This window comes from Microbacterium sp. JZ37 (genome assembly GCF_035188445.1).
In the GTDB taxonomy this organism is placed as follows: Bacteria; Actinomycetota; Actinomycetes; order Actinomycetales; family Microbacteriaceae; genus Microbacterium; species Microbacterium barkeri.
In genome coordinates, this window is record NZ_CP045253.1 from 145,885 (window position 1) to 165,908 (window position 20,024).

Below are 20,024 nucleotides of genomic sequence, written 5' to 3' on the forward strand. Positions count from 1 at the left end.
GACGCCGGAGAGAAGCCCCCACAACGCGACAGCGGCCATCCGAGGAGATCCGGATGGCCGCTGCGCGTCGAAGACGATGGCTTACGGGAAGAGCAGCGCGAACAGCGCGGAGCCGCCGCCCGTCGCGATGAGCGCGACGATGGCGATCCACGCCGTGATGCGGATGCGGCGCGTGCGCTGCGTCGAGTACGCGGCGAACTCGTCGTCCTCTTCCGGAGTCGTCATCAGGCGGTGGGCTCGACCACGGTCGGGCCGAAGTGCTTCGGCAGCGTCGAGGTCGACAGCTCGCGGAGCTCGGCGGCCGAGACGGTGAAGACGTCCTGCACCTCGAGGTCGGCGACGGTGTCGGTGACGCCGATGCGGAGCACGGGGTAGCCGCGGCCCTCGCAGAGTCCGCGGAACTTCACGTCCTCCTCGCGGGGCACCGTGACGATGACGCGGCCCGTCGACTCGCTGAACAGGGCGGTCGCGGCGTCGACGCCGTCGCGCTCCAGGATCTCGGTGAGCCAGACGCGCGCGCCCACGCCGAAGCGCAGCACGCCCTCGGCGAGGGCCTGGCCGAGGCCGCCCTCCGAGAGGTCGTGCGCCGACGAGATGAGCCACTCGTCGCGTGCGGCGGCGATGAGGCCCGCGAGGCGCTTCTCGCCCTCGAGGTCGACGGCCGGCGGGCGTCCGCCGAGGTGGCCGTGCACGACGTCGGCCCAGGCCGAGCCGTCGAGCTCTTCGCGCGTGATGCCGAGGAGGTAGATGTTCTCGCCCGCGTCCTGCCATCCGCTCGGGATGCGGCGCGCGACGTCGTCGATGATGCCCAGCACGCCGACGACGGGGGTCGGGTGGATCGGGGTGTCGCCGGTCTGGTTGTAGAACGAGACGTTGCCGCCCGTGACCGGCACGCCGAGGGCGAGGCACGCGTCGGACAGGCCGTCGACGGCCTGCGAGAACTGCCACATGACCTCGGGGTTCTCGGGCGAGCCGAAGTTCAGGCAGTCGGTGACGGCAGTCGGCGTCGCGCCCGTGACGGCGACGTTGCGGTACGCCTCGGCGAGGGCGAGCTGCGCGCCCGCGTACGGGTCGAGCTGGCAGTAGCGGCCGTTGGCGTCGGTCGCGATCGAGAAGCCGAGGCCCGACTCCTCGTCGACGCGGATCATGCCGGCGTCGTCGGGGAACGACAGGGCCGTGTTGCCCAGCACGTAGTAGTCGTACTGGTTCGTGATCCACGAGGTGTCGGCGAGGTTCGGGCTCGCGACGAGCCGGGTGAACTGCTCGCGGATGGCCTCGGGCTCGGTCGGGCGCGGGAGCGCCGACGCCGAGTCCTCCTGGAGGGCGTCGATCCACGTCGGGTAGGCGACGGGGCGCTCGTAGACGGGGCCGTCGACCGCGACGGTCGAGGGGTCGACGTCGACGATCGTCTCGCCGTCCCACGTGATGACGAGGCGGCCATCCCCGGTGACCTCGCCGAGAACGCTCGTCTCGACATCCCACTTCGACGTGACGGCGAGGAAGGCGTCGAGCTTCTCGGGAGCGACGATCGCCATCATGCGCTCCTGCGACTCGCTCATGAGGATCTCCTCGGGCGTGAGCGAGGGGTCGCGGAGGAGCACGTTCGTGAGCTCGACCTTCATGCCCGAGCCGCCGTTCGCGGCGAGCTCGCTCGTGGCGCACGAGATGCCCGCGGCGCCGAGGTCCTGGATGGCCTCGACGAGGTCGCCCTTGTAGAGCTCGAGGCAGCACTCGATGAGCACCTTCTCGGCGAAGGGGTCGCCGACCTGCACCGCAGGGCGCTTGGTCGGGCCGCCGTCGGCGAAGGTGTCCGACGCGAGGATCGAGGCGCCGCCGATGCCGTCGCCGCCCGTGCGGGCGCCGAAGAGCACGACCTTGTTGCCGACTCCGGTCGCGTTGGCGAGGCGGATGTCCTCATGGCGCATGACGCCGACCGCGAGCGCGTTGACGAGGGGGTTGGCCTGGTAGACGGAGTCGAAGACCGTCTCGCCGCCGATGTTCGGCAGGCCGAGGCAGTTTCCGTACGACGAGATGCCCGAGACGACGCCGTGCACGACGCGCGCGGTGTCGGGGTGGTCGATCGCGCCGAAGCGCAGCTGGTCCATGACGGCGACCGGGCGCGCACCCATCGAGATGATGTCGCGGACGATGCCGCCGACGCCGGTCGCGGCGCCCTGGAACGGCTCGATGTACGACGGATGGTTGTGCGACTCGACCTTGAAGGTCACGGCCCAGCCCTCGCCGACGTCGACGACGCCCGCGTTCTGGCCCATGCCGACCATGAGGCGCTCGCGCATCTCGTCGCTGACCTTCTGGCCGAAGCGGCGCAGGTAGATCTTCGAGCTCTTGTAGGAGCAGTGCTCGCTCCACATCACCGAGTACATCGCCAGCTCGCCCGAGGTGGGGCGGCGGCCGAGGATGGACTTGATCTGCTCGTACTCGTCGGGCTTCAGACCCAGCGCGTCGTACGGCTGCTCCTTCTCGGGAGTGGCCACGGCGTTCTCGACGGTGTCGGCGACGTGGGCGTGCGGGGCAGCGGATGATGCGGGCGTGGTCACGCGGAAGCTCCTGAGGGGCGAGGGGGAGCGGACGAGGGAGAGTCTACCGGGCGGGGCGTGAGGCGGTTGAGGGGTGGGGGATGGCGGCGGACACTCTCGCGAGAGCCTCGCACACGCGGCGGTGCAGTTTTGAGGGCGCGGCTTCGCCGTTCGGTGCCCTATCCGTTCGTGTTCGCCTTCGCGCCCAGTGCTTCCGCAAGCCGCTCACGCATTCTTGCCTTGCGCGCGTTGAAGAACTCGAGGAACTCCGACAGATTGAGAGGAAGGTCAGCGAGATCGTTCTCATCGATGTATGTCCTCTGACGATCCGTCGTCGGGAACGCCGTCGCGATCCACTGTGCCGGAAGAACGTCCTGCTTCTCGATGTTTGCGGTTCCTGCCAGAAGCTGAAGGTTGGGCAGGAGGTCAACACTCGTCACGAACGCCTCAATCTGGCTCTCGTCGAGGCCGGCAGCGCGGAGCTTCTTCGGTGTGAAGCGAGACTTCGGGAAGACATGGTCTTCGTGGAACTTCTTGCTCAAATCGAGGCCAGGGTAGAGAACCGACAGGACCGCGAACGTGCGCTGCCCACCGTACTTCAGGTTGAGCAGCTCGTCGATCTCTGCAGAGTCGAAGGACAGGCCCTTCCCTACGGCAGCCATCGCTGCCTCCACCGCATCAACAGGGAATGCGTCGAGTCGACTTGATGTGAGTGCGTCGCGGATTCGTGCGAGCGTCGTGTCGAGCCCTGAACCCCATATGCCTCGCTTGATGAGGGAGCGGGTGACCCAACGCTGCAACGTAAGCCGATCTGCTGCGTCGGCGGTCGAATCGAGATAGGAGTCCGAGACCCCGCGGAGATGCAGGTAGTGCGCAACCGGCACGATGACGCTATTCGCCGTGAGGTTGCGATCGTTGAAACCAAACTGCTGAAGGAGGGTCGCTGCGCGCAACAGGGCGTTTTCGATCTCCGGCCATTTCGCCTCCACCAGCGCCATGTTGGCCTGTGTGAAGTTCGCCACCTTGAAGCGAAGATCCACGCCGGCGATGGCGAGTGCGGCTTTGAGAACGACGTCCTTTGAGAAAGAGAACTGGCGACCGGCGTTGCCGTTCAGTTCGGTTACGAGCGAACGGACTTCTTCGCGAGCGTCCAGCTCCCTCCACTGGTTCGTCGCCATGGACAGGAGAAGGTCGGAGTACGACAGCGGTGTGCCGCCGCTGTTAATGCGGACGAAGATCTCGAGGACCTTGTCGGGGTCTTGGTCCGTGACCAGGAAGTAGTTCATCGGCTTCAGCATCCGCACGGCCTGGTAGAGGTCGTACAAGCGCTGGAACGCAGCCGCGTCGCCAGCAAGGCCCCGGTTCGCGAGCTGTGACATGATCGCGGGCCCAGCGTCGGAAAGCCCGAGCACTTCGCCGACGCGGAACCACTTGTCCGGCTCTCCGTCCGCAGGGACTGCTTCCCGATCGCTGAGGAACTGCAGGTCGTACTTCAGCCCCAGTTCCTCATCGGCCGGTTCTTCAGCGAGGTTGAGGTAGAGGCGTTTGGTAGGGAAGGCATCTGCGCTATTCCACCACGCATACTTCCTCTTCTCCGCGAAACTGCCGTAGAGCGCGATGTTCAGTGACGTGAGCCGTTGCTGTCCGTCGAGGACCGCGACCGTGCCGGAACCCGGCATTACCGTGGCGCGACCCGCGTAGGGGTTGTCCCGTTCGTGGAAGTGCGTGAGGAACTCGTAGAACGTGTAAGACTGTGCCGTCTCTGGATGAACTTCCCACAAGAGGAACGATCCGACCGGGTAGCCGCGCATGAGGCTGTCGAAAAGCTGGACGATCTGTCGCGTGCCCCACACGAACTCGCGCTGGATGGCGGGCATCAGGTACTCGCGCTTGTGGATCGCGGCCAGCATCTCTTCAATGCTCCGAGGAGTCTGGAAGGACATTGGGCTCCTTGCAACGGTGAGGACTCGGCGCTCCGGTGCACGAACGCAGGGGGATCTCGTACCGAGCAAAGCTATCGCAGGTAACCGAAATCGCGGGCTATGGGAGCCGCGGCCGATGACGAAGTCGGGCCGTCACTCCATTGGCTTCACGCGCGACTCGATGAAATCGATCTCCGCGTCATCGAGCCTGTACTTCGCGTACAGCTGCTGGTCGATCTCGGGAACTGGCCTGCTCCAGTCGATGTCAGAAGTCTCTGTGAAGTCTTGAAGCGGGACGTGCTTCCAGACCTTCGCCGGGTTGTGCTGCGTGATCTTCAAGATGCCGAGCATCGCGCGCGCAAACTTCGTCTTCACATACTTGAGACACGCCTGCGCGTGAACCTCGTCGTCGAATGCCCCGATCGTGATGAAGGTCTGAGTGACCGCGACATTAGGTTCCGCGACGAGCGGGCTAGAGAGTGCTTCACCGAAGGTTCCAGAACCGTTCGCAGCCGTGACGACAACCTTGAACTTATTGAAGCTCTCAGGACCGGCGACGTATTCCCCGCGAATCCAGCGGGACAGTCGACGATTCTTGATCAAGCCGAGAACGCGCACATAGTCCTGCCCATCCTGCGGCTGTTGCGAGTGATACAGGAAGGAGAATTGTTCGAACGTGTTTGTGTTCACCAGCGCTGCATTGCCGTCGGGACGGAGCGATCGCGCTTCCGGGTGCTCGTCGTACAGCGCGTCGGTATAGCGAAATGAGCGCGAGCTGGTGATGGTGGGTGCGATCGACGCGTCGTGAGCCACGTTGACCTTGTGGAGGATTTCGTTAAGCTCCGGGTAGCTGGTGAATGTGTCGATCGGCTCGTCGTCACGCTCTGCGTCCCAGTAGGTGACCGCGATCCCGCCCTTGATATCGGTTCCAGGGAACAGATCGTTGCTGTTCGGGACGTAGTGCGGGACACTCAGGTGCCGATCCGCGAGCATCTTCTCGTTCCACGCCTTCGGAGTGAATCCGGCGTTGAACAGGAAACGTGCCGGCGTGATGAGCACGGCCCTGTTGGCGACCTCATATGCAGCGTCCATGAACAGGTGATACACCGGTGTGTCGCGGGTGCCGTCGCCCTGCGCCTCCTCCTGATAGGGAGGGTTGCCTATCACGACATCGAATTTCTTTCCCATCGTCAGTCCCCTTTCGTCAGCATGTCGTCGATCACCTGAGTGCGCTGTTCGCTGGTCATCTTCGCGAGGTTGCCTACCCTGAAGTGGCCGGACTCCTCGAGCCACCGCTTGCGTTCGGGCACCCCGCCGGAGACGGCTTCGAGGGTGATCTCGTGAAGGATCTCGTTATGGCTCATCTCGAACAGCTGCGAGGTGAGGATGTGCTTTAGTCGCTCGCCCTGGTCTGGAATCCAGTCCGTCAGCCCCGTGTCCAGGCGGCGCACGAGTTCCATGAGGAAAAGTCCGGCGGTGGAGAACAGGTCGGCGAAGGTCTTTTCGGGATCGGCGAAGATGTCGGGGTTCTCGGTCTCGAGGATGTCGACCATTTGCTTGACGACCGGCTGCGGTGTGAAGACGAGCGAGGTCTTCTGCTGCGGGATGTAGGCGAAGATGTTCTCCGTCTGCGCGTCGTCGAAGTAGTCGGCGAGGGCCTCCTTCTTGTCGAGAAACTCCTGGATCGACTGGTCGAACACCGCTTCGTCGAAGAGACCGGGGATCTTGGTGACGGTGCCGTCCTCCTCAGCGACCTCCTGGCCGTCGCGCAGCAGGCGGAACTCCGCCTCGCTGATGCCCGTGATCTCCTCGAACACGTGGTCGGGCGTGTAGTCGTCGAAGTTCGAGAGCTTGGTGTTCCTATCGCCGTAGGCCATGAGGAACATCGGGATCGTGCGGGCAAAGCCGCGCAGATGCGAGCGTGCGTCGTCCATCGTCTGGTCGGCGCGCTTCTGCTCCTTCTTCTGTTCCTCGCGCTGAACGACAGTCCGGGTGACTGACTCGGTCGTCTCCAGAAGAATCTTGGCGACGCTCTCGTGGAAGGCCTTCTCCTGATCGGCCTTCTTCATGACGATTGCGGCGGCTTCGGCCTCGGTGGGGGCCTCGGCCAGCTCGTCGGCGAGGTGCTTCGAGGCGATCTCGTGCTCGACGCGCGCGCGTTCGTACCTGCGCACGATCTCCGCCTCGGTCGCCTTCTCGTCGCGCTCGACCTGCTTCTTCGTCAAGCCGTACTCAGTCTGCAGCTTGTCGCGGGTCTCGCGCGTCTTCTCGGTCGCGAGTTTCGCGAGCTTCCTCGCCACCTCGGACGCAGGAGCCTGGGGGTCCGTCGTCGGGATCTCCTCGACGCTCCATACCGGAGCGCCGAGCTCGGCGACCTTTGGGTTGATGACGGTCTCGAGGTCGACCTCGGCGTTGCCGTCGCGGTCCACGTTGGGGAGCGGCTCCGGCAGATCGAGCTCCTTCTTCTTGAGCTTGCCCTGCTCCGTGGTAGGGAGCTTGTCGAGGATCTGCTTCACATGCTCCGAGTAGCGGAAGATCCCGGCGACGTTAGCGAACAGCAGGTTCGACAGGAACCCCCGGCGTACGACCTCGCGGGCTTTGAACACCTTCGGAAAGGTGAGGACTTGCGAGGCGTCAAGCTCGACCATCCGCCCCTCGGAGTCCTCGCCGAGCACGGGGAAGAAGTTCAGCAGCGTGCGAATGTTCTGCTGCCGCACTGCCGGGTCGCCCGAGGGGTTCGGATGGAGGTTGTTCGCGAACTCGTCGAAGATCGTGAGCGTGCGCTCGGGAGCGAAGTCGAAGATGTAGGCATTCTTCTTTTGGAACACCTTGTCGCCGCGCTCGAAGGTGCACGGGTTCTGCGCCCGGAACGCCGCCTGCATGTACAGCGCCGGCGAGGTCACGTTCGAGAGCATGACGACCGCGGTCCATTCCGGGACGGTCACACCGGTGGTGAGCTGACCAACTGAGAGGGTGATCGTCCTGCCGCCGACATTTTCAGCCTCGGCGATGGCTTCGCGGACCTTAGTCAGCGAGGCCTTGGAGGTCACGAGATCGCTGTCGTCGTCCGCGCCACGCCCGTCGCCCGCTGCGAGGACCACGGTGTAATCCCTGAACACCGGGTGCTTTCTCAGCATGCGCTGCAGAGCCTTGGCCGAGGCCACGCGATCGAGCAACCAGAGCGAGTGCCGGATCTCGTCGCGAAGCTCCGGGGTCGAGAACGGATACTTCTCGTTCACGGACAGCCGATCGAGGAAGACCTGCACGTCCGCTTCGTGTTCGAAGAACCCGTTGTCCTTCGTACGGAAGAACTCGCCCAGGTCGAAGGCGTAGTCGATGTTCGCTTCGTCCTCCGCGATCGCCACACCCTCAGCGAGACGATCGCTGATCATCCGGGAGATCTGGTAGGTGAACAGGTTGAGCGTGGGGAGAGCCTCGTAGGGGTTCTCCTGGGTCGGGTCGTCCCACTCTGCGCGCGCGGCCTGCTCGTCCTCGTAGGTCCAGTTGAAGATCTGGTCCTGGGCGAACCGGCCCGAGGCGAGCGCCTTGAACGGCGTGCCCGACAGATGCAGCGTCCACCGGCGGGTGATCTGGTCGAAAGCGACGTCGGTCTTCGTCGTGTCGACTCCCTCGTGCGCCTCGTCGATGACGAGCAGGTCCCACTCGTGCTTGGCAACGTGGCCGAGCTTCTCGTAGCCTCCTCCGAAGTACACCGAGCCCTTGAGGTCCTGTAGTGAGAGGAACTCGATGATGCGCGGATCCTCGTCGCTCGTGTGAGCGACATATGACGACCACTGCTGCCTCGTCATCGTCGGGCGACCGTTCAGCGAGGGGGACTCGGAGACAAACCGGTAGCTCGTCTGATGCCCGATGAAGCGCAGGAAGTCATCGAGCCACGAATTCGCGATTGCCGGCCGGTTCGTCACGATGAGGACCCGGCGCGCTTCGAGCTTGCGCATGAGGTCGTAGGTCGTGAGGGTCTTGCCGAAGCGCGGTTTGGCGTTCCAGAGTACCTCGGCCTTGCCGCCATGGAACGCCTCGAGCGCCTGGGCAACGGCGGCCTTCTGCTCCGGACGAAGCTCGTAGTCCTGCTCGATGGCGCCGGAGGTCTCGATCTCGAAGTTGCCCGAGGCGAAGTCGAGGAAATACTGGCGCGAGGTCTTCGGGGCTCCTTCGAAGCGGTGCCACTCGGTGCGCTTGGGGCGGCTTTCGGTCGACGGGACGCCGTCGCGTTCGATGCCCTGCTGTTTGAGGAACGCGTGGAAGTCGTGGTCGGTGAACCGCCCACCGTCGGGCGTCATGTAGGTCGCCTTGAACACCCACTCGATCTTCTTACTGATCGACAGCTGCGTGGCCTGCTGAGCGATGCGCGCCTGCGCACCGCCCTCTTGCTCCGTGTAGCCGATCTTCTCCCAGCCGGCGTACTTGGGCAGGTCGGTCGTGCTCCACGAGTAGATCTGCGGCGTGATCTCCCGGAACGTGCTGATCGGCGGGTTAGGCATCTGCGTTCGCTCTCTTGTGAACGTGGTGGACCGGGCACGGCTCATAGGAGGGGTGCACCGCTAAGTCGAAAGCGCCGTCCTCGCGCAGCGAGTTGAAGGTGAACCGCTCTCTCCTCACCATCGACGCGTCGTCCGCCTGGCGAGTCCACCACGAGAACTCGATCTCTTTGCCGTCGGGCGTACGGCCGGTAAGCGTATTGCCGCGCAGGATGTTGGTCCTGACGAGGAAGACAGCTGCGCGGCGAAGGTCGGTCCGCGGCGAGCAGGGTGTGCCGTGGGAGGCATGGAACTTGACGAACTCGCCCACCAGTGCGGCCTGCGCGTCCCGGTGGTTGTCCTCGAGTAGCTCGATCGCGTAGATCGACGCAATCGCGAACAGCGATTCCCGTGGCCAGATCGACGGATCGAGCCTCGCCTCGATCGCGGCGAGCTTGCGCTGCAGGATTGCGACGAGGAAGTTTCCGTCGCCGGCAGCCGGCTCAAGGAAGGTCTTGTCGACGAACCCTTCGCCACGTTCAAGCTCCTCGCTGACGATGTCAAGCATCTGATCGACCATCGAGCGCGGGGTGAACACCTCGCCGTACGTCTTGACGCGATGACGCGACTTCAAGAAGGGGCGGTCGGCGGCAGACTTGCTCATTGCCATCTTCTGTCGGTAGGAGGTGAGCGACACGGGGTCGTCGTCGTTGGATGCGAGTTCGTCGCGCGCAGGTGCTTCGGGTGTGAAGGAGCCGCTGATGCCGAGGGGCAAGCGCGTCGGCGTCACCACTGATGACGGAGTTTCCGCGAGCGCAGTCGGGGTCATAGAGCCTCTTCATCAGGCGCGCCGCGATCAGAAGTTCGCATCGTTCAGAGCGGCGCGTCAGTCGTGTGCGGGTGATAGAACATGTCTACCTGCCGCCTGGGACGTTCGTGCGCCCGCGCCCGGCGGGTCTCGCCTGATTATGGTTGCATCGGTGCGTCCGTCGCCCGCCGATTCACGTGACCGCGGCCGACAGTGAGGTCCGTGCGACCGAAATCCTCGAGGACCGCACGTGCCGGCCTCGATCCACCGGCCGGTCGCCGAGCCACCGCGAGTCTCTAACGAACTCGGACTTGACACATGCGCGAGCACGCCGTGTAGACACCTCCTGACCTACAACCAGTGAGGGCCAACCCGGCGAGGAGTCAGCACCGACCGATTCAAAAGGCACCATCGCCCGGCGCCGAATCGCAATATTCACCGGAAGTCAACGAAAAGGAACCCTTCGTCCACGGGACAGGTCCGATGTGTACACGTTTGTCTGGATCGCTACGCTTGTCGTATGAATCGTGAGCCTGCCAACGACCGCAGCGAGTCGACACCACCGGCGCTATTCAGGATTGGCCCAGGCTATCTTGCTCATTGGATGCATTTGCGACGCATCACAGCACGTTGAGCGACCGTGAACGTACTGTCGTCCTTGCGTTTGGTCGAGCGCTCGGCGATCTTCTGAGGCATCGCAACGCCGTCGAGGCGGCGCGTCGGGGGGCAATTTCCGTAAGCAAGCTAGACCGAAACTCGCGGCCGAGCCGAGCGGTTCAAGAAAGCGTCATCAACGCGACGAAAGACTTTTTCCTGAGTTACTACGCTGCCGTCTCTGCAATGGTCAGTCTTGTGAAGCGGTTCCCGTCAGTGTTTGACAACCCGCCCCACACGAAGAACGAAAAGTTCTTGGAATGGATGGTGGGCATCGCCCTCTTCCCCGATAGATGGGACACCCTTCGACTGGCGCGGGACTTCCGAACTCTCCTCGACCACCCGGCAGGGAAACAACCGGACGAATGGGTAACCGGCCCAGACCAGGATGGAATCCTGCGAGCGGGCCTGTACGGCCCTGCGGGCATGACGGGAAACATTCCGGCGGGAGCTGAACGCATCTCTCCACACGCACAATGGCCAGACGGAACTGCCTGGATCTTTGTTGCTCCTGACGAGGATGAAGTCCTTACCCTCCTCGCGGTGCAACTCAATTCGATAGTGGATCGTATTCAGGCCGAGCGATTCAACCCGGAATCGATCCCGTGTGGCTGGGAACCACCACGCGGTCAGGATGATCCTCAAGACGGCTATCCGACGTTCGCGACCCGCGATGGTGTAGTCGCCCAGACCGGCCCTATGACTCCCGAACTTTCGCCGGCTGACCGAAAGCGTATTGATGCGATCCTCGCTCCGTACATCGAGGCGATGCGGGCACACCCGAAGTAGGCAGATGACCGACGTGTAGGGGAGCGTCGGCTGAGTTTGGTCCGCGGAGACATGGAGGTAACTCTTACCGTCGACGTGAATCCGGGAAGTGTGGAGCCCCACGTCGAATTGTGTACCGCCGCGGAGTGTGCGGGGTATCCGCTTGGGAGCAAGATTCGAAACGTCGGAGATCGCTGGATCGGCGCGCGATTGCGACCGGCTTTCCGCGGCTGACAGGCCCGCAAGAATTTCGAGGGGGTGCCGGCGGTCTCGCTGCTCGACGACTGGGGCGGTTTCCTCGGCTAAGGTCTCACTCATGACGCCCGACCTTCCCAAACGAGACGAGAACCACTCTCGTTCTTCGTGGTCCGATCGCGCATTCGCGCACGTATTGCCGCCGGAATGGGTGGTTCATCCCGTCGAAGAGGACTACGGCATCGACAGGCGCGTTGAGATCTTCGAGCACGAACAGACGACCGGCATCTTCTTCAACGTGCAGTTGAAGTCGACGAGGCAGGGGAGCGGACACCAGCCTGCTGAGTCCATCAAGAGATCGACCTTGAACTACTGGGCGCAGACTCCCGACGCAACTCTGGTAGTCATCGCGCATGAGCCCAGCAAAACCCTTTGGTTTTGCTGGTCGCACCTTCTTCCGCACGATGAGAACCCGGAGACGAAGAGTCGACAAGTACGCTGTAAGGAGATGTTGGATAGCGAGTCGGCGTCCCTGCTCGCCGAGGAGGCCCGCGCATGGCGATTCGCTCGCGAACTGTGGCGCCATCTGCCGATTGATGTGCATTTGAAGGGCGACGACCTGCATGGTGCTGTGGGCAGACCGCTTCGTAGAGCAATCGCTCGGAAACTCGCAGCGCTACCAGCGTTCGTGCGCGTGGTGCACAATGCGCCGGCTCTGCCTTACCTCTATGCCTCGATCGATGGAGATCGGATCGTTGCGGGATTACGAGGAAATTACGAGCACCCGATTACTTGGGACCCACAGATCCAGGACTACAGCGAACTTGCACCCGACGTGATTGCGTCCTTCGCAGTGTCGTGCGCAAGCGTGGGTGCTGAGGAGCTATGCCTCCGACTGTTAAGGATCGCCGCGCCCGGATCGCATGCGATCTTCAACGCGAGTTCCTTCGGGTACGTGATCGGACTCTTGACCAAATTCGGAGAGAGCGAAACACTGCTTACCTTCATCCGACGTGCCGCCACGTCTGGGAACCCGCGGCCGCACGATGTCGCAATCACCGCGGTATTGTCCTCACACCCCGAGCCCGAACTGCTCCGCGCGGTTGCGCACGTCGTGCGAGATGCCGCCGGATCGTCCGAACATCCAGCGGTTCGCCTTTATAACGCGGGCAACATGCTGCGTACCGTCGACCCGGCAGAGAGCCTGCGGCTATACGAGGAAGCAGCGACGGCCGATGTGGCCTATCGAAAGCGCGGCTACTGGTGGAGAGAGAAGGGCAACGCGAACTGGGCGATGGAGAAGATCTCCGATGCCGAGAGCTGCTACCGCCATGCCGTCAGGCTTGGTGACTGGAAGGCATGTGCTTACCTTGCTGACTTGCTCATGCGGACCGGCCGCTATGAGGAAGCTCGCGATGTCTTGGCGGACGCCCCGATCTGGGATGATCCGCGAGACGCCCAGTGGCGACTCACCTCTTACGCGCTGAGGCTGATCGTCGATGAGCTTGGCATAGCGAAGCAGAGACGCGAGGACCTCGCTATTCCCTCCTTCCAGCCAAGCCTCGACGAAGAGGGGAGTCAATCGCTTGAAGTCGCCGCGCTGGAGGCGATTCGGGCAGACGCTATGAACGGCTGGGCATTCGCCGGCCTCGCTACAGCGTGGGAGGGGAACGAGGACAGAGATTCTTTGCTTGCGCGCGCTACTGCGGCTGTTGTGGTCAACACTGCAGGTTCCCTATGGGCCAGCTTGCTGTTTGCAACCCTCGCGGACGGTAGTCACGAGGATGGCGTGCTGGGACACATCGCGCAGGACGCAATGTGGTGCGCCTGGGCGAATTTCGGAGACACGTTCGTCGACGAGCTTCTCGACGATCCGATGATGACCGATAGCCTGCGGCAGATGACGCTCGAGTTCTTCGAGACGCTACGTCTGCCCGCCCATCCGATCGAGTTGCGCGATCACGACGACTCCGGAAGCTACAAGTCGGTATTCCTTCCAACCGACCCGCGCGCGGGGCTCTGACTCAGGCTCTGACTGGCGTGATGGCATGAACGTAATCCGTCGACTTGCGTGCGGCTCCCAACGTGGTACGCAGAAGCCTGTCTGTCGCCTGGCCGGTTACTCTCTCCCGATTCTGAGTTGTGTAAGTTCCATCGGGCATCGGACTGACCACGCCATACAAACTGCTGGTCAGGATCGGTGGATTTAAGGACACTGACCTCCTGCCGGAACGACTCCCAGCCGGAAATCTGTCTCTGCCATTCAGCGAAGAGTTCGTTCGCGTCTGGCCACCGCACCGCTGTCATGGGCAGATCATCGCAGGAAAGTGCGGTCGAGACGTGCTGTATAGGCTCGGATGCGTGGATGCCGTTCTGCAAACCGTACTAACCGGCGCGATCGCAACAGTTCTCGCGTTTGTCGTCGGGCAGCTCGCCGACATCATCAAACACAAGCGCGACTTCGAGCACCGATGGGACAGAGATCTTTATGACGAGGTCAATGCACTAGTGGCGACCTCACGGAGACTCTCCCATCTGGCGCGGTCGAAGTATGCAGGAGACGATCTGGACACTGTGCTCGAGCAGGTTCGCGTATCCGTCTCTCGAATCTCGTTGCTGGCAGATCTACCTCTGAGTCGAGCGGCGCTTCAGGTTCAGCGAGAGGCCTATGCGCTCATTGAGCTCACCAAGGGGAAGGATGACCCGCGCAGCGGCAGCGGTGTTCCACCGTTCAGTCGATACCTCGACGCACTCGATGAAGTAAGGCGCCAACTGCGTCGCCAGCTGAGAGTCAAGGGAGAATCGCTGGTCGTTCTCCCCGACTGACCTGTCGCTGGGTGAATCGCGTCTGGGGTGGAACCGCTCAGAGGCTCAGGGCGCCCGTCGCTCGACGGACACGACCCGGTACACGGCGTCCTGCGGGATCTCCATGAAGAAGGCGTTGTCGGTTCCCGACTGTCCGGGGTTGAGATTGTCGACGTGAACGTACCCGGAATCGTACTGAGTGCTGCCATCCGGGCTCTCGGCGACGACCTCGATGGAGTAGCTCATCGGGCCGGCCGCGCTGTTCGTCACCGTGATCGGAAGCTCCATGCTTCCGTACCCGCTCCACACCGGCGCGCCGATCACCGTGTCGCCCGTCAGGTCCTTGTAACCCACCTTCTCGACGGCGACGACCGAGAGCGCGGGGACCACCTCCAGCGCGCCCATCGTCGTCTCGTATTCGATCGCCCCGCTCACCACCGCGTGCACCTTCAGCACGTCCTCCAAGACGACTCCGTTGAATGGTGCGTCGTCCTCGGCGACAAGGAAGGTATTGACATCGAGCTCGTACTCGCCGCCCGGCTGCGTTGCGCCCACATTCGCGCGCACGCTGTCGGCGCCGGTGTAGGAGTCGTACTGGGTGACCTCCGCGTAGACGATCACCTGCTTGCCGACGTGGGCATTCGCGTCGGCGGCGATTGCCGCCCAGGTCGCCGCATCAACCTCGCCGAAGGTGCTCAAGTCGACGGGCTCGGGCTCGGGTTCTTCCTCGGCCACCGGCTCGTCTTCCGCAACGGATCCTTCGTCGGCCTGCTCATCACCCGCGCTCGCGCCGCCGTCTGAAGAGGTGGATGAGGTGCTCTCTTCGCGCGCTGTCGTGATGGCGTTCGAGATGATCTGGTCGGCGACGTTCACCACGGCCAGGATGACGACCACGACCGCCGCCGCGACGATCCACGGCCACTTCTTCCGCTTCTTCTTTGGGGTCGCCTGGGGTGCGAAGGGATGCGAGGCTGACGACACGGGGGCCTGCGAGACGGCCGTTGTATCGGTGAAGGCAGGTGCCGTCGGCGGTTGGGTTGCGGGAACCCATTCGCCTCCTTCGGTGAGGAGCCAACCGTTGACGACGTCGCCAGGGCGGTAGGGAGGCTGTTCGGGAGGGTTCTGATCGCTCATGGTGTTCCTTCGAGTGCCCGGGTGCCCGGGGTGGTCACATGAAGATATCGGCATCATGCGACATTCGGGTCGTCTCCCTTCGACAACGTCTTCAGCGAACGACCGCGATCCACTCTTCGAGCGCCCTCTCCAGCCCCTCCTGAACGCCGCCGACCCACGCCACGTGCCCATCCGGCCGCAGCAGTACAGCCTCCTGACCCAGGTGCTCGCCGACGTCCACGATCCGGTCGACGACCTCCGGCCATCCGTCGACCGACAGCCCGCCGGTCGGGTCGAGCAGCAGCCAGCGCCCGTCGCGCATGCGCTCGTACAGGCGCCCCTCCGCCAGTGGCATGTCGCGAAGCCTCCGCCCGACGAGCGGGTTGTCTGAGCCGAGGTCGTAGCGGATCCCGATCGATGCGACGCGCTCCGCGAGGAAGCGGTTGACGTCGTCGAAGTCCATCAGCTCGGCGAAGAGCCGACGCGCCGCCTGCGGGCCAGGAGCCGCGTCGATCAGCACGCTTTGTGCGCGCGTCAGTGTCAGCACATCCGACGCGACCGGATGCCGCTCGGCGAAGTAGGTGTCGAGCAGGCCGGGCGCGGCCCATCCGCGAACCTCCGCCGCGAGCTTCCACCCCAGGTTGAACGCGTCTTGGATGCCGAGGTTCAGGCCCTGCCCGCCGAGCGGCGGATGCACGTGCGCCGCATCGCCCGCGAGGAACACGCGGCCCACGCGATATCGATCGGCCAGACGCGTCGCGTCGGTGAAGCGGGTGAGCGAGATGGGGGAGTGGGCGCCGAAGTCCGTCCCGGCGAAGGCACGGAGCTGTGATCGGAACTCGTCGAGCGTCGGGGGCACGGTGCGGTCCTCCGAGACGGATGCCGCGGGCACGACCGCGCGGAAGTGGCCGTCCGGCGTCGGGCCGATTCCGAACCCGCGATGCGTCTTGCGCACCTCGTCCGAGATCGCGGCCACCTCATCCGCCGGCGCCGTGATCTCGATCTCGCCGAGCAGCCACTCCGTCGTCGCGGCCTCACCGCGGAAGCCGACGCCGAGCGCACGGCGCACAAGGCTGCGACCGCCGTCGCAGCCGACCACCCACCGGGAGCGCACGCTCGCGCCATCCGCGAGTTCGACCGTGACGCCATCCTCATCCTGTGTGAGGCCGACGGCCTCGATGCCGCGTCGGATGTCGGCGCCGAGTTCGGCCGCGCGCTCGGCGAGCAGGCGGTCGGTGATCGGCTGCGGGATGCCGAGGATGTACCCGTGCGCGGTGTCGAGGTCGGCGGGCTGCGGCTTGTCGATTCGCGCGAAGCGCCCGACCCCGGAGTAGGCCGCGCCGTGCTCGAGGAAGCGCTCGAGGAGCCCGCGCTGATCGAGGATCTCGATGCTGCGCGCGTGCAGCCCGAGTGACCGCACGAGGCGGGTTGGCTCCGCGTCGCGCTCGAGGACGAGCACGCTGACGTCGTGGAGGCGCAGCTCGCTCGCGAGCATCATGCCCGTCGGGCCGCCGCCGATGATGATCACGTCGTACATGTGCCGCCCCCTTCCGCGCCGGAATCTCCGGCGCGGCGGACCATTCTGCTCCGCGCCGGGGGCCTTGCGGCAAGCCCCTGGGCGGGCGATATCCTGAAGGTGGCAGGAGGCCTCGAGCTTCCTGCCTTTGTCGTCTCTACGCTTCGAAACCTGCCTCCGAGGCGTAACGCTCCGTCGTTCGCGCCAGCGCTGGGCGGCGGTTACGGCCAGCTGCCAGTTCGGCGATCGTCAATTGGCGATATAGGCCGCGGCTTTTCGTCGAAGTTCAATGACTTCCACGACCTCATCGAAAGCGTCGACAATCCGACCTCTCCCGAAACGTATCTGGGTCGATGAGCGTATCGATGGAGCGCCTTGTGCGGCCATTCGCGAGCACCCTCTCGCAACGCCCCGGTGGCCAACGCCGAGTGATGCTCACGCGAGGGCTCCCCGGTGATCGATGGCGCGCGGGCCGCCGTCGGCTCGACCTTCCTCGTGCCCGCAAGCCACGGACCGGTCGAGGTCGACGGCATCGGCGAGCTGCTCGTGGCTCGTCCGCCCGCCCGCTGACGGGGACGGCCGACCCCGCTCGACCCGTGGGCGTGGGACGGCCCGGGCCTGACGTTCGGCGTCCCGCGCGCGTGCACCGGGCCATCCGCTTCTCTCCTGGCAGGATGACCCGGATGATCGCCGTCGAGATCGCACCCGTGACGTTGCCGGACGCCGTCGACGCGCGCGATGCGCAGGATTTCCTCGACTACCTCGAGATCGCCGCGACGGTGATGCGGGAGCAGAGCGGCGCCGGTATCGGCGCGCAGAAGCCTGCCGACGCACTCGAGCGGCTGCGCGGCGCGACGTGCGTGCCGCTGCTCGCGCGGATCGCCGGGCGGGCCGCGGGAGCCGCGCAGTTCATGGCGCCGCCGGACGGCGGAGTGCTCGCGAGCATCAGCGTGTTCGTGCCGCGCCGCGACGCCGGCATCCTCGAGGCGATGCTCATCAAGGCCGTGGAGGAGCAGGCGCGGGCGCACTGGTTCGCGGCGGTCCGCGCGGTGAGCCTGCATCGCCCCGATGCGGAGGGCGACGTCATCCCGGCGGCGGATGGCGGTGAGGCGGCGCCGCGCGACCCCCAGGCGCGGGCGCTCGCCGAGTCGGGCTATGCGCTCGAGACCGTCACGCGGCATCCGACCGGCTGGGGCGATCTGGAGTACCTCGCGGCCGAGTGGCGGAAGGACCTCGCCGCATAGGACGGCCGGCGTCCGATCACGCGGGCGCAGGCCCCGCGCGCAGGACGTCGGGAAGGCGTTTCCCGACCGTTCACCGCCATCCGCGAGCCTTCCGGCATCCCCTCCGCGGCCATCCGACCGCGCCCGCCGTGAGTCCGACCCGACGGACTCAGGAAGGAAGATCCGTGCCATCCGCATTCCCTCGTCGCAAGGCCGTCGCCTGCGCTGTGCTCCTCCCGCTCCTCGTCGGCCCCGCCTTCGCGCAGCCTGCCTTCGCCGCGAAGGACGACGACCTCGTCGACGCGTCGGCCATCGAGCCGCGCGCGGCGGCGTACGGCGCGTTCGTCGACACGTACCGCCAGAACACGACCGACTTCACGACGCCCGAGACGAACCCGGCGATCGGCGTGCTCTCCGAGATGCTCGAGTACTGGACGCCCGGCACCACCTGGAATGACGGCACGGTCCTGAATGCCCAGGTGCATGAGCAGAACATCGCCGCGATCGAGCGGATCACGCAGAACCGCACCGACGAGGAGGCCGACGCCGCCTACCTCGCCGACCGCCGCCACCAGAGCTACTCGATGATCGAGGGCCTCGAGGAGGACGCGCAGGAGTTCCGCGACCTCGCGAACGCGGGCACGACCATCCCCGACGAGATCCCCGCCGACGCGCTCACGACCAAGTACGACGACCGCGGCAACGAGAACGGCGCCTGGGCCGACGTCGACTCCGAGCTCGGCAGCGTCGTGCAGCTCGTGAACACCGTGCGCGGGCCGTGGGCGACCTCCAACCGCGCCAAGGAGTACTACCAGTACATGCGCCCGTTCCGCTGGAGCGACGACGTCGTGCTCGTGCCCGAGCTCGAGCCGGTCAAGAAGCCCGAGTCGGAGGCCGCTTCGGACGGCGGATTCCCGAGCGGGCATACGAATGCCGCCTTCCTCGCGGGCATCGCGCTCGCCACGGCCGTGCCCGAGCACTACGACGACCTCCTGCTGCAGGCGTCCGACCTCGGCTACAGCCGTGCCGAGGCCGGGATGCACTCGGCGCTCGACATCATCGGCGGCCGCATCCTCGCGACCGGCCTCGCCGCGGCGACCCTCGCCGACGACGAGAACGCCGAGCTGATCGCCGAGGCGACGGCGGACGCCGACACCGCACTCGAGGCTGAGCTCGATCTCGACACCGACCGCGACGCGTACCAGGCGCGCCTCGCGGAGTACCTCGCGAACACCACGTTCGGCCTCGACCCCGTCGGCGAGGCGGGCGTCGCGCCGGTCGTGCCGGAGGGCGCCGAGGAGCTCATCCGCACGCGCTACCCCTATCTCGACGACGCGCAGCTGCGCTGGGTGCTCTACTCGACCGCGCTCGAGTCGGGCCTCCCCGTCGCGGACGACGCCGAGGGCTGGGGCCGGCTCAACCTCTTCGCCGCCGCGAACGGCTTCGGCGCATTCGACCGCGACGTCGCGGTCTCGCTCGACGCGACGGCGGATGGCTACGGTGCGGTGGACGTGTGGCGGAACGACATCGACGGCGCGGGGTCGCTCACGCTCGACGGCACGGGCACGCTCATCCTCGCGGGTGAGAACTCCTTCACGGGCGGCGTGCGCGTGAAGGGCGGCGAGCTCGTCGCGACGACCGCGACCGCGCTCGGCACGGCCGACGTCGAGCTGCAGCGGGGCGCCGTCCGCGAGCAGGCGGATGGCACGCTCGAGGTCGGCGGGGAGCTCACGCAGAAGAAGGGCGCGACGCTCGCGCTGACGATCGAGGACGCCTCCGCTCCCGCCCTCTCGGTCGACGGCAAGGCGAAGCTGCGCGGCACGCTCGCGGTCGACGTGCCGGCGCTGGCCGAGGTGCCGGCAGAGCTGCCGCTCATCGAGGCCGCGAAGTTCCCGGGCGCGCTTCCGGCGCTTGAGGTCACGGGGCTGCCGGAGGGCTACCAGCCGGAGCTGCGGGTCGAGGGCGGCGTGCTCACGCTGGTCGACGCGCGCTGACGTGTCGGCGG

General features: G+C 65.3%; 13 protein-coding genes. 5 read left to right on the forward strand and 8 right to left on the reverse strand.

The features are described from left to right. Positions 1-81: 81 nt before the first annotated feature. The 6 genes from GC092_RS00690 to GC092_RS00715 form a co-directional block, all read right to left on the reverse strand. A complete protein-coding gene (locus GC092_RS00690; RefSeq protein ID WP_282979923.1) occupies positions 82-225 on the reverse strand; it encodes a hypothetical protein in 144 nt (47 codons plus the stop codon). Then, entirely contained in the window at positions 225-2,558 is a 2,334-nt protein-coding gene (gene purL, locus GC092_RS00695) for a phosphoribosylformylglycinamidine synthase subunit PurL (RefSeq protein ID WP_324013466.1), read from the reverse strand. The genes GC092_RS00690 and purL overlap by 1 nt, the downstream gene beginning before the upstream one ends. 158 nt (positions 2,559-2,716) lie before the next feature. Next, positions 2,717-4,480, reverse strand: coding sequence for a DUF262 domain-containing protein (locus GC092_RS00700; RefSeq protein WP_324013468.1), 1,764 nt, complete (start codon positions 4,478-4,480; stop codon positions 2,717-2,719). 132 nt (positions 4,481-4,612) lie between these two features. Beyond that, a complete protein-coding gene (locus tag GC092_RS00705) occupies positions 4,613-5,647 on the reverse strand; it encodes an Eco57I restriction-modification methylase domain-containing protein (protein ID WP_324013469.1) in 1,035 nt (344 codons plus the stop codon). 2 nt (positions 5,648-5,649) lie between these two features. After that, on the reverse strand, positions 5,650-8,961 hold the full coding sequence (locus tag GC092_RS00710) for a DEAD/DEAH box helicase (protein ID WP_324013471.1): 3,312 nt from the start codon (positions 8,959-8,961) through the stop codon (positions 5,650-5,652). Further along, positions 8,954-9,766, reverse strand: coding sequence for a hypothetical protein (locus GC092_RS00715; protein WP_324013472.1), 813 nt, complete (start codon positions 9,764-9,766; stop codon positions 8,954-8,956). Before GC092_RS00715 ends, GC092_RS00710 begins: the two co-directional genes overlap by 8 nt. 609 nt (positions 9,767-10,375) lie before the next feature. Between GC092_RS00715 and GC092_RS00720 the strand changes: the two genes are divergently transcribed. The 3 genes from GC092_RS00720 to GC092_RS00730 all read left to right on the forward strand — a co-directional run bounded on the left by GC092_RS00720 (position 10,376) and on the right by GC092_RS00730 (position 14,188). Further along, complete coding sequence (locus tag GC092_RS00720; RefSeq protein WP_324013475.1) at positions 10,376-11,188, forward strand: hypothetical protein; 813 nt, start codon at positions 10,376-10,378, stop codon at positions 11,186-11,188. Between the two features lie 295 nt (positions 11,189-11,483). Beyond that, entirely contained in the window at positions 11,484-13,385 is a 1,902-nt protein-coding gene (locus tag GC092_RS00725; RefSeq protein ID WP_324013476.1) for a DUF4365 domain-containing protein, read from the forward strand. 338 nt (positions 13,386-13,723) lie between these two features. Next, positions 13,724-14,188 carry a hypothetical protein gene (locus GC092_RS00730; RefSeq protein ID WP_324013478.1) on the forward strand — a complete coding sequence of 155 codons (465 nt, stop codon included), beginning with the start codon at positions 13,724-13,726 and terminating at the stop codon, positions 14,186-14,188. Between the two features lie 45 nt (positions 14,189-14,233). Here GC092_RS00730 and GC092_RS00735 read toward each other — a convergent pair whose 3' ends face one another. Beyond that, positions 14,234-15,301: a hypothetical protein gene (locus GC092_RS00735; protein WP_324013480.1), complete on the reverse strand. Its 1,068-nt coding sequence runs from the start codon at positions 15,299-15,301 to the stop codon at positions 14,234-14,236. A 91-nt stretch (positions 15,302-15,392) separates the two neighbouring features. After that, positions 15,393-16,817 carry an FAD-dependent monooxygenase gene (locus GC092_RS00740; RefSeq protein ID WP_324013481.1) on the reverse strand — a complete coding sequence of 475 codons (1,425 nt, stop codon included), beginning with the start codon at positions 16,815-16,817 and terminating at the stop codon, positions 15,393-15,395. A 653-nt stretch (positions 16,818-17,470) separates the two neighbouring features. On the opposite strand from GC092_RS00740, the gene GC092_RS00745 reads away from it, so the two are divergent. Together GC092_RS00745 and GC092_RS00750 are read left to right on the forward strand one after the other, a co-directional pair. Then, positions 17,471-18,040, forward strand: a complete 570-nt coding sequence (locus GC092_RS00745; protein ID WP_324013483.1) for a hypothetical protein — start codon at positions 17,471-17,473, stop codon at positions 18,038-18,040. Between the two features lie 164 nt (positions 18,041-18,204). Next, a complete protein-coding gene (locus tag GC092_RS00750; protein ID WP_324013485.1) occupies positions 18,205-20,013 on the forward strand; it encodes a phosphatase PAP2 family protein in 1,809 nt (602 codons plus the stop codon). The last annotated feature ends 11 nt before the right edge of the window (positions 20,014-20,024 follow it).

Excerpts from the sequence above, each read along its gene's own strand:
- GC092_RS00715 (WP_324013472.1), bottom strand. The coding sequence starts at position 9,766 with ATGACCCCGACTGCGCTCGCGGAAACTCCGTCATCAGTGGTGACGCCG.
- GC092_RS00725 (WP_324013476.1), top strand. The coding sequence starts at position 11,484 with ATGACGCCCGACCTTCCCAAACGAGACGAGAACCACTCTCGTTCTTCG.
- GC092_RS00700 (WP_324013468.1), bottom strand. The coding sequence starts at position 4,480 with ATGTCCTTCCAGACTCCTCGGAGCATTGAAGAGATGCTGGCCGCGATC.
- GC092_RS00735 (WP_324013480.1), bottom strand. The coding sequence starts at position 15,301 with ATGAGCGATCAGAACCCTCCCGAACAGCCTCCCTACCGCCCTGGCGAC.
- GC092_RS00745 (WP_324013483.1), top strand. The coding sequence starts at position 17,471 with ATGACCCGGATGATCGCCGTCGAGATCGCACCCGTGACGTTGCCGGAC.
- GC092_RS00710 (WP_324013471.1), bottom strand. The coding sequence starts at position 8,961 with ATGCCTAACCCGCCGATCAGCACGTTCCGGGAGATCACGCCGCAGATC.
- GC092_RS00740 (WP_324013481.1), bottom strand. The coding sequence starts at position 16,817 with ATGTACGACGTGATCATCATCGGCGGCGGCCCGACGGGCATGATGCTC.
- GC092_RS00690 (WP_282979923.1), bottom strand. The coding sequence starts at position 225 with ATGACGACTCCGGAAGAGGACGACGAGTTCGCCGCGTACTCGACGCAG.
- GC092_RS00705 (WP_324013469.1), bottom strand. The coding sequence starts at position 5,647 with ATGGGAAAGAAATTCGATGTCGTGATAGGCAACCCTCCCTATCAGGAG.